Origin of the sequence: Dokdonella sp., from assembly GCF_051958935.1 — a bacterium.
Classification (GTDB): domain Bacteria; phylum Pseudomonadota; class Gammaproteobacteria; order Xanthomonadales; family Rhodanobacteraceae; genus Dokdonella_A.
The window spans coordinates 1-7,972 of the sequence record NZ_JBQCFP010000088.1; the positions used below are offsets into that span (position 1 = coordinate 1).

Below are 7,972 nucleotides of genomic sequence, written 5' to 3' on the forward strand. Positions count from 1 at the left end.
CGCGCTCGGCGTCGTCGCGGCTTGGCTCCTCCCGCCCGCGGCGGGGCTCGCCGGCAGGTTGTTGCTCGCGCGCGAGGCGCGCGTGCAGCAGGCGCTTGCCGAGGGCGAGGCCGCGCGCGCGCTCGCCGAAGCGGGCACGGCGAACGCGGTACGCGATGTCCTCGTCGGCGTGTTCGCGGCCGCGAACCCGGAGGAAACCGGCGGCCGCGCGGCGACCGCGCTCGACCTCGCCGACGCGGGCCTTCGCCGCGTCGACGCCGAGCTGTCGGAGCAGCCGCGCCTGCAGGCGTCATTGCTCGCCGCACTCGGCGCGGCCTACGGTGGCCTCGGCCAGTCCGAGCGGGCGATCGAGACGCTGCGGCGCGCGCGCGAGCGCGCCGTGCAGGCCGACGGCGAGGATTCGCCCGCGGCGACGCGGGCGACCGTGGATCTCGCCGCCGCGATCGCCGCCCATCCGAACGCGGACACGCCACGCCGGCGCGATGAGATCGCGCCGCTGCTCGAAGCGATCGTCGCGCGCGAGCGGCCCGGCGTCGACGCCGCGCTGCGCGTCGGCGCGCTGACCCAGTACGGCGTCGTGCTGCAGGCGCGCGGCGACGCCATTGGCGCGCAAGAGGCGCTCCTGCGCGCGGTCGCCGCCGGGCGCGCGGCCGGCGACGCTGCCGCTGCGCGCACCGCCGACGCATTGCTCGCGCTGCACGACCTGCTCGCTCAGCAGGGCCGCGTCAGCGACGCCATCGGGCACCTGCGCGAGGCGCTCGCGATCCGCATCATGACGGATGGCGCGCAAGGCGCGGCGACGCTCGCGATCAAGACCAACCTCGGCTTCCTGCTCGGCGAAGCGGGCTCGCTCGACGAGGCGGCCGATCTGCTCGCCCAGGTACTCGACGCGCGTCGCGCGATTTATGGCGAACATCACCCGCGCTACGCCCACGCGCTGATCGCGCTCGCGTCGATCCGCGAACGGCAGGACCGCGCGGCCGACGCCGAGCCGATGCTCGACGAAGCCCTCGCGATCGCACGCGCGGCGCTCGGTGCGGACAGCGAGCTCGCGCTGTCCGCACTCAATTCGCTCGCCGGCGTGCGCACGGCGCTGCATGATCCGCAGGGAGGCATCATCCGCTCGCGCGAGGCGGTCGCGATGGCCGCGCGCATGTACGGCGAGGACCAGGCGCTGACACTGCGCCTGCGCGACAACCTCGCCGGCATCGAGGCCATGAACGGCGACTACGCGGCGGCGGAAACCGACGCACGCCGGATCATCGTCGCGCACGACCGCGCAGGTTCGGGCGACGCCGGTTACGCGCGGTTCTGGCTCGGCCACGTGCTGCGCCTGCGGGGTGATGCCGCGGCGGCGAAAGCTGCGCACGAGCAGGCGCTGGCCGCGTTGCTGGAGCTGGAGGGGCCGGACTCGAACTTCGCGCTCGCCGTGCGCGCGGAACTGGCCGAAGACGAACGCGATCTCGGCGACTTCGATGCCGCGCGTGCAGAGGTCGATCGCGCGCGTGCGGACGCCGCGCGCATCGCACCCGGCGTCGACGATTCGACCGCGCGTACGCTGCGCTACCTCGCCGCCCAGCTCGACCTGCTGCAGGGGCGCGCCGACGCCGGGACCGCAGCCGAACTCGACCGCGTCTTCGCGCGCGCGAGCGAGCGCGAGCAAACGCCGATGGCGCGCTGGCAGACGGCCGGCGCCGGCCTGTTCGCGGGGCTGTGCCGCCAGCGCCTGGGGATAGGCCATGTCGCCGAAGCGCAAGCGCAGATCCGCGCCAGCGGCGAGGTGCTGCGCGCCTCGCCGCTCGCCGATCCCTTCCTGCGCCGACTCGCGGCGCAGGCATCGCGCGAGGTGCGCCGCGCGTCGGCACCGGTGCGTCCGTAGATCGGTCGCGTCACGCATGGCGGGTACGACGGCGAGTCCGGGCAATGCCGGACTCGCCGATCGGCACGCCACGCGTGCCTCAGTTGAGAAGCACGCACGTGACGGATTCCATGCCGCCCCCCTGCGCCGTGCCGCAGCTCCACCGATGGGTCAGGTTCCACCGGTTGATCAATTCCATGAACTCCCGGTAGTTGCTCGACGTCCGCCCGCCGGGGAAGGTGTACGGATCGGAGCCGATCGCGCGCGGGCGAGCGGGAATCTTGTTGTTGTTCTGGTCCCTGGCCGAGCCGTCGACGTAGAGGTAGCGACGTTCGTCGTCGAAAAGTTCGAACTTGGCGTAGCCATTCCTGAAATTCACGACGACGATCAGGCGTATCGGGTTGGACGTGAAATGGATGCCCGGGTTGGCCAACGCGAGAGCCTGCAGTTGCGCCACATCCGGATTCAGTGGAACGCCCGCCAGGTAGTCGCCGAGCCATCCACCGAACGTGTCCGGGCCGCCGCTCTCGTGAAACATGTCGAAGATGCTGTCGTTCGAATGGCCGCCGGTCGTCTGCGCGAGGTCGACGACGATGGTCTTGCTCAGACCGCCGATCTGTTCGCTCGCGGAGGCCGCATCGAGGAAATAGTCCGCGTAGGCCGGCTCGACGTTAAGCGGCGTCGCGAAGCTGACGTAGCGATGGAGCTCGGGTTCGTATTCGCTCGCGACCTGGTACTTGCGCAACTGCCGGCTGCCGAAATCGTAGACGTAGCGTGGCCCGGCACCTTGACCGATCGCCTTCTGCTGCCACGCCAGCTCGGTACTGCATCCGGAACACCTCGCCGCGGAGACGGCGGCCGATGCGGCGTGCGGAAGCAGCGCGCATAGCGCCACCGCGAACAATCCTTGAAGCACTTTCATTCCCTGTCTACTCCTGTTGCAGATCGCCCCGGGAAACGCCGGGACAGCGTGTGGACGCGCGAAGGCGAGCGTTGCAGGCCGTCGACGCGTCATCCCTTGCGCACGAGCGCTTCGATCTTCTTCGCGCGGTCCGGCGAAGACGGATGCGAGGACAGCAGGCCGCCGCCCGCAGGCAGCTTCTTCAGCATCGTCACCATCGCGTTGGGGTCGTAGCCGTGCTTGCGCATGAACGCGTAACCGTATTCGTCCGCCGCGCTTTCTTCCTTCTGCGAGAACTGCGCATTGACGAACGCCTCGGCGAGGCCACCGAGCTCGGACGCGGCGATCGCGCCGGCCTTGCCGCCCGAGGCGGCGACGCCCTCGCGCGCGGCGCTGGCCATGAGCGCGGTGCGCATCTTCGCCTTCGTGTGGCCGAGCTTGGCGTGGCCGATCTCGTGGCCGATCACCGCGCGGATCTCGTCGTCGGTGGCGATGTCCATGAGCCCGGCCATCACGCGCACGCAGCCGTTCGCCATCGCGAACGCGTTGACGTCGCGCACGAGGTAGGCCTTGAAGCTCAGCTTGATGCCGTCCTCGTCGGCGAGTCCCGCGGTGATTTTCTGCAGCCGCTTGGCGTACTTGTCGCCGGCCGGCGCCACCTTGTTGTGCTGGTCGCTCCACGCGCAGGCTTGGGTCGCCATCGCACGCACGTCGTCGTCGCTGAGGCTCATGCCCCTGGCGGCGTCGGTGCCGCCCTTGAGCGCGCCACCGAGGTCGATCGCCAGCGCGGGTGCGGCGGCGAGCACGACGGCGAATGCGGCGGCGAGGCCGCCGATCTTCATGGTTGCGGTCATCTTCGTTCCTTGCGGTTCAGTGGATTTCAGTGGGTGCGGTGCGCGTCGAACAGCGTGCCGTTCGCCTGCAGCGTTTCGATGTCGTGCTGCTCGAGTTCGATCTCGTCGTCCTCGTCGTAATAGCCGGCATCGTGGGTGAGGCCCTTGCGCTGTTCCTTGCGCAGGTCCGACTTGCGCTGCCAGCCGTGTTCGGCGACGACGAAGCGTCGGCGCGTGCCGTCGAGCCCGATCAGCTTGATCTCGCCCCAGGCGGGCGACTGCCCCTGCATGCTGTCGGCGACGAGGCCGAGATCGACGCTGTACACATCGCCGATGCGCGGCTCGGCGAGCATCGCGCGCACCTCGCGCTCGTGGCGGTCCGCGGCGACATAGGCGAACGCGAGCGTCGGTGCCGCCGCCAGTAACGGCAATGTCCAGCCGCGGCGGCGCAGGAACGGGATCGGGTCCTTGCCGAGCAGTGGCGCGTACTCGGCGCGCTCGGCTTTGACCGCGTTGCCGCAACGCGTGCAGGTGAATGCGTACGTGCGCGAGGTGACCCACGACAGCAGGTACCAGACGTGGAACCAACGGTAATCGACCACCAGTTCGAACGGCTGCACCGCGGCGCAGATCGCGCACGGGCGCGAGCCGGCGGCCGCGGCGACCGCGCGGTCGCCACCGGATCCCCAGATGTAGAACATGCATCTCTCCCTCGGTCGAAACGGGCTCGGACGCGTCCGCGCGCGCTGCGCGTCCGCGGGCGGCACCCGTCGTTTGCAGGTGCTGCAGGAGACCTATCCCGGATCCGCGCGCGATCACCGCCTCGGATGTGCGGCGTCGCGCGAAGCGGGTGGCCGCGCCTTGCACGCGGCGGGGTCGGCGAGGGGAAGTCCGGGAGCAGCGCGGAGGGAGAGTGCCGCTGCTCCCGGCGGGCACGAGGCCCCGAAGCGTCAGCCGTCGAAGCCGTCGGCGAAGATGAGGTCCGAGGCGTCCGGCTGCTGCTCCCAGGCGCCGATGTCGGCCGCTGCGCCGGCTTCGCGCAGATAGCCTTCGCCACGCTGGTCGAAGACGAGTCCGAGGACGTTGCTGCCGGCATCGATCGCCGGGCTGCCCGCGCCGAGCGCGTGCGTCGGCGTCGCGCCGCCGTTGTCGGCGAGCGGCAGCAGCAGCGGATCGGCGGTGATCGTGTCGGCCGGCATTTCGGCCGGGCCGCCCGCGTTCGTCACGAGATTGTGGGCGCCGCTCACCGTGTCGGGGAACGCCCATACGTCGACGGCCGCGCCCGCGGCGTCGTTGTTCGCGACGATCGTGCTGTCGAGTTCGATCTGGTAGGTGTACTCGCCGGCGCTGATGCCAGCGCCGCGCGAGGCGGCCGTGTTGAACGCGATCGTGCTGTTGTGGAAGCTCGCGTCGCCGCCGTCGAGCATGATGCCGCCGCCTTCCCTGGCGCTCGTGTTGCCGCTGATCGTGCTGTCGATGATCATCGTCGCCTGCGGCGCGTATTCGCCGTAATGGATGAAGATGCCACCGCCGTTCGCGCCCGCGCTGTTGCCGCTGACGGTACTGCTTTGCAGGACCACCGCGCAGCCGAGGCAGAGGATGCCGCCGCCGCCTTCGTCGAGCCCCGCCTCGTTGCCCGAGCTGTTGCCGGTCACGAGCGTGGTGTCGAGTGTGACGACGCCTTGCTCGGGACCCATGATGCCGCCGCCGGCCGACGGCGCGTGGTTGCCTGCGATCACCGAGCCGGTCACTTCGAGGCTCGTCGCGTGGAACGCGCGCACGCCGCCGCCACCGCCGTAGTGGCCGGGCGAATACACGGTGTTGTTCAGCACGGTCGAGTCGCGCAGGCGCGTGTCGCCGACCGCGGCGATGCCGCCGCCCTGCGGCGCGCACACGCCGCACTGCGTGGTCGCCGTGTTGTCGTGCACGTGGCCGCGCAGCACGTCGAGCGAGGCCATCGCGTCGTCCGGGTGCGAACCGACTGCGACGCCGCCGCCGAAGACCTCGTAGGCATCGGATTTCACCGTGTTGCCGCTGATGACGCTGTCGGTGAGGTGCGTATCGCCGAGCGCGAAGATCGCGCCGCCTTCGGCGATGTCGTCGTTCGGATTGCCCTCGGCATGGCTCCACGCGGTGTTGTTGGTGAACGAGGTGCCGGTCACGGTCAGCAGGTTGCCGACCGCGATCGCGCCGCCGCGCACGCGCTGCGTGCCGTCGACCCGGTTGCCGTCGAACGCGCCGCCATCGAGCGTCGCACTGCCGGTGACCGCGATCGCGCCACCGGACGCGAGCGCGGTCGTCGTGCTGCCGGCCGAGCATCCCGTCGCGACGACGTCGCCGAGCGTGAGGTCGCCGCCGGCGAGCACGCAGCCGCCGTCGCCGCTCGCGTGGCCGTGGCTGAGGGTGAGTCCACGCAGGATCAGGCGAGCGCCCGGGGCAGCCTGTTCGAATACCCGGCTCGCGTCGCTGCCGCTGATCGACAGCGCGCCGCTGCCGGGGCCTTGCATGGTGAGTTCGGCGACCGATACCACGAGCGCGCCGCTGCCGAGCACGATCGCACCGCAGCCGAGGCCGGCGAAATCGATCGTCTCGCCCGCCGTTGCATTCGCGATCGCATCGCGCAGGCTGCCAGGTCCAGCGTCGTTGCAGTTCGCCACCGTCGCCGCACCGGCAAGCGGGGCGGCGAGGGCGAGCGCGAGACCCGCAACGAGGCGTCGTGGTCGCAAGGAGCGCGCGTGGGCGCGGGGACGGATCGGACTCATGCAAAAACTCCAGGCAATCGTGGGGGGTGAAGAGGCAGCCGCGGCAGGTCGCAGCCGGCCCGCAGGATCGCACCCGTGGGTGGATCGTCCATGCCGCGCGCGTTCGGTTGCTGTTCCGGTTCCGTTCCGGAGTCAGCCCGCGGCAGGCGCAAGTCGTTGCAACGCCAGCGGAATCGCTCGTTCGCCGGCGAGCTCGCGCGCATGCACGAGGGCGCTGCGCCAGGCGGCCTCCTGGCCGAGTGCGTGGTAGAGCCGCACCTGCAGCAGCGCGCATTCGAAGTCCTGCCCGGCCGCTCGCGCGACGCGGCCGGCGACCACCGCGGCGCGGTCGAGGTGGCCTGCGGCGAGGAGGTGGTTGCCGTAGGCGACCGCCACCTCGGCGACGAGTTCGCTGCGGCCGTCGACGCCGGCGAGCGCTGCCTCGAAGGCGGCCGTCGCGGCCGCGGTGTCCGTCGCGGTCGCGGCGCGGGCGAGATCGGCGCGCACGCGTACGCGCGGGTCGTCGACGCCGTTCGCCCACGTGGCGAACGCGGACGCCTGCGCCGCGGCCGCGCCCGCATCGGCCGCCTGCGAAGCACGCACGAGCGTGAGCCACGCATCGGCCCGGTCCGCCTCGTCGCCGGCGCCGTCGAGCGCGCCGAGCGCGTCGCGTGCGAGCACGGCCGCGGTGCCGGCGTCCCCGAGCGCGAGGTCGAGGCGTGCCTCGATCGCACGTGCGCGGCCGGCCTGCCCCGGATCGGCGGGTGGTTCGCTGCGATGGATCAGGGCATCGAGCACCGCGCGCGCCTCGGCGATGCGCCCGTTGGCCGCGAGCGCATCCGCCCGCGCGGCTTCGAACGCGCTGCGCACCTGCGGATCGGTGATGCGCGTGCGCTCGGCCCAGCCCGCGTCGCTCGCCTTCAGTGCGTCGATCGGCTGCAGCAGCTGCAGGTGCGCGCCGACCTGGTTGACCAGCGAGGTGACGAACTCGTTGAGCATGCCGAAGCGATTGAAAGTATCGCCCGCACGCACGAGCGTCGGCAGCGCCTCGGCCGGACGCCCGTGCGCCATCTGCACCGTGCTCTCGTTGCCGTCGAGCTGGGCGAGCAGCAGCGGGTCGCCGCCGAGCGTGACCGCGACGCGTGAGCGCGAGAAATCCGCGAGTGCGGCGTCGCCATGGCCTTCGCGCGCTTCGAGGATGCCGCGGTCATTGTAGGCACGGCCGAGCGCGATCGGCTCGCCGCGGCCGTCGAGCAGGCGGATCGCCTCGCCGCAAGCGCGGCGCGCGTCCGCGAGGTGCCCGCTGCGCAGTTCGGCGACGCAGAGGTTCTCCTGCAGGCGCGCGCGCATGCCCGGGTCGGACTCCACCCTCACGCGCTCGAGCAGCGACGCGATCGCCGCGCGCGCGGCGTCGAAGCGGCCCGCGCGCAGGTCGATGCGGATCGCGCGTTCGCGCACTTCGGGCAGGTCGCGCAGCGCCGGCGGCGCCTGCTCGATCAGCGCACGCGCCAGCTCGAGGTTCTCGGCGAGGCGCGCCGCGTCGGTCCGCTGCAGCAGTTCGGCCAGGTCGGTGTCGGCGTCGACCGGCACGTCGCCGGGCTGCGCACGGCCGAGCAGGGCGAGCAGTTGCCGTGCGGCG

General features: G+C 71.8%; 6 protein-coding genes. 1 reads left to right on the forward strand and 5 read right to left on the reverse strand.

Features of this window, described 5'->3' with window-relative positions; translation table 11 throughout:
- Positions 1-1,879, forward strand: a 1,879-nt coding sequence (locus ACTHK2_RS07960; protein WP_440245170.1) for a tetratricopeptide repeat protein, incomplete at its 5' end; no start/stop codon positions are given.
- 79 nt (positions 1,880-1,958) lie between these two features.
- On the opposite strand, the gene ACTHK2_RS07965 is transcribed toward ACTHK2_RS07960, so the two are convergent.
- The 5 genes from ACTHK2_RS07965 to ACTHK2_RS07985 all read right to left on the reverse strand — a co-directional run.
- The gene (locus ACTHK2_RS07965; protein WP_440245171.1) at positions 1,959-2,780 is read right to left on the reverse strand and encodes a hypothetical protein; all 822 of its coding nucleotides are present in this window, start codon (positions 2,778-2,780) and stop codon (positions 1,959-1,961) included.
- Between the two features lie 89 nt (positions 2,781-2,869).
- Positions 2,870-3,613: a M48 family metallopeptidase gene (locus ACTHK2_RS07970; protein ID WP_440245172.1), complete on the reverse strand. Its 744-nt coding sequence runs from the start codon at positions 3,611-3,613 to the stop codon at positions 2,870-2,872.
- A gap of 26 nt (positions 3,614-3,639) precedes the next feature.
- Positions 3,640-4,293, reverse strand: coding sequence for a hypothetical protein (locus tag ACTHK2_RS07975; protein ID WP_440245173.1), 654 nt, complete (start codon positions 4,291-4,293; stop codon positions 3,640-3,642).
- A 249-nt stretch (positions 4,294-4,542) separates the two neighbouring features.
- Positions 4,543-6,354, reverse strand: coding sequence for a choice-of-anchor Q domain-containing protein (locus ACTHK2_RS07980; RefSeq protein WP_440245174.1), 1,812 nt, complete (start codon positions 6,352-6,354; stop codon positions 4,543-4,545).
- A gap of 132 nt (positions 6,355-6,486) precedes the next feature.
- Positions 6,487-7,972, reverse strand: a 1,486-nt coding sequence (locus ACTHK2_RS07985; protein WP_440245175.1) for a hypothetical protein, incomplete at its 5' end; no start/stop codon positions are given.

What these genes read in the sequence shown, in the direction of transcription:
- ACTHK2_RS07975 (WP_440245173.1), bottom strand. Translation starts at nt 4,293, where the DNA reads ATGTTCTACATCTGGGGATCCGGTGGCGACCGCGCGGTCGCCGCGGCC.
- ACTHK2_RS07980 (WP_440245174.1), bottom strand. Translation starts at nt 6,354, where the DNA reads ATGAGTCCGATCCGTCCCCGCGCCCACGCGCGCTCCTTGCGACCACGA.
- ACTHK2_RS07965 (WP_440245171.1), bottom strand. Translation starts at nt 2,780, where the DNA reads ATGAAAGTGCTTCAAGGATTGTTCGCGGTGGCGCTATGCGCGCTGCTT.
- ACTHK2_RS07970 (WP_440245172.1), bottom strand. Translation starts at nt 3,613, where the DNA reads ATGACCGCAACCATGAAGATCGGCGGCCTCGCCGCCGCATTCGCCGTC.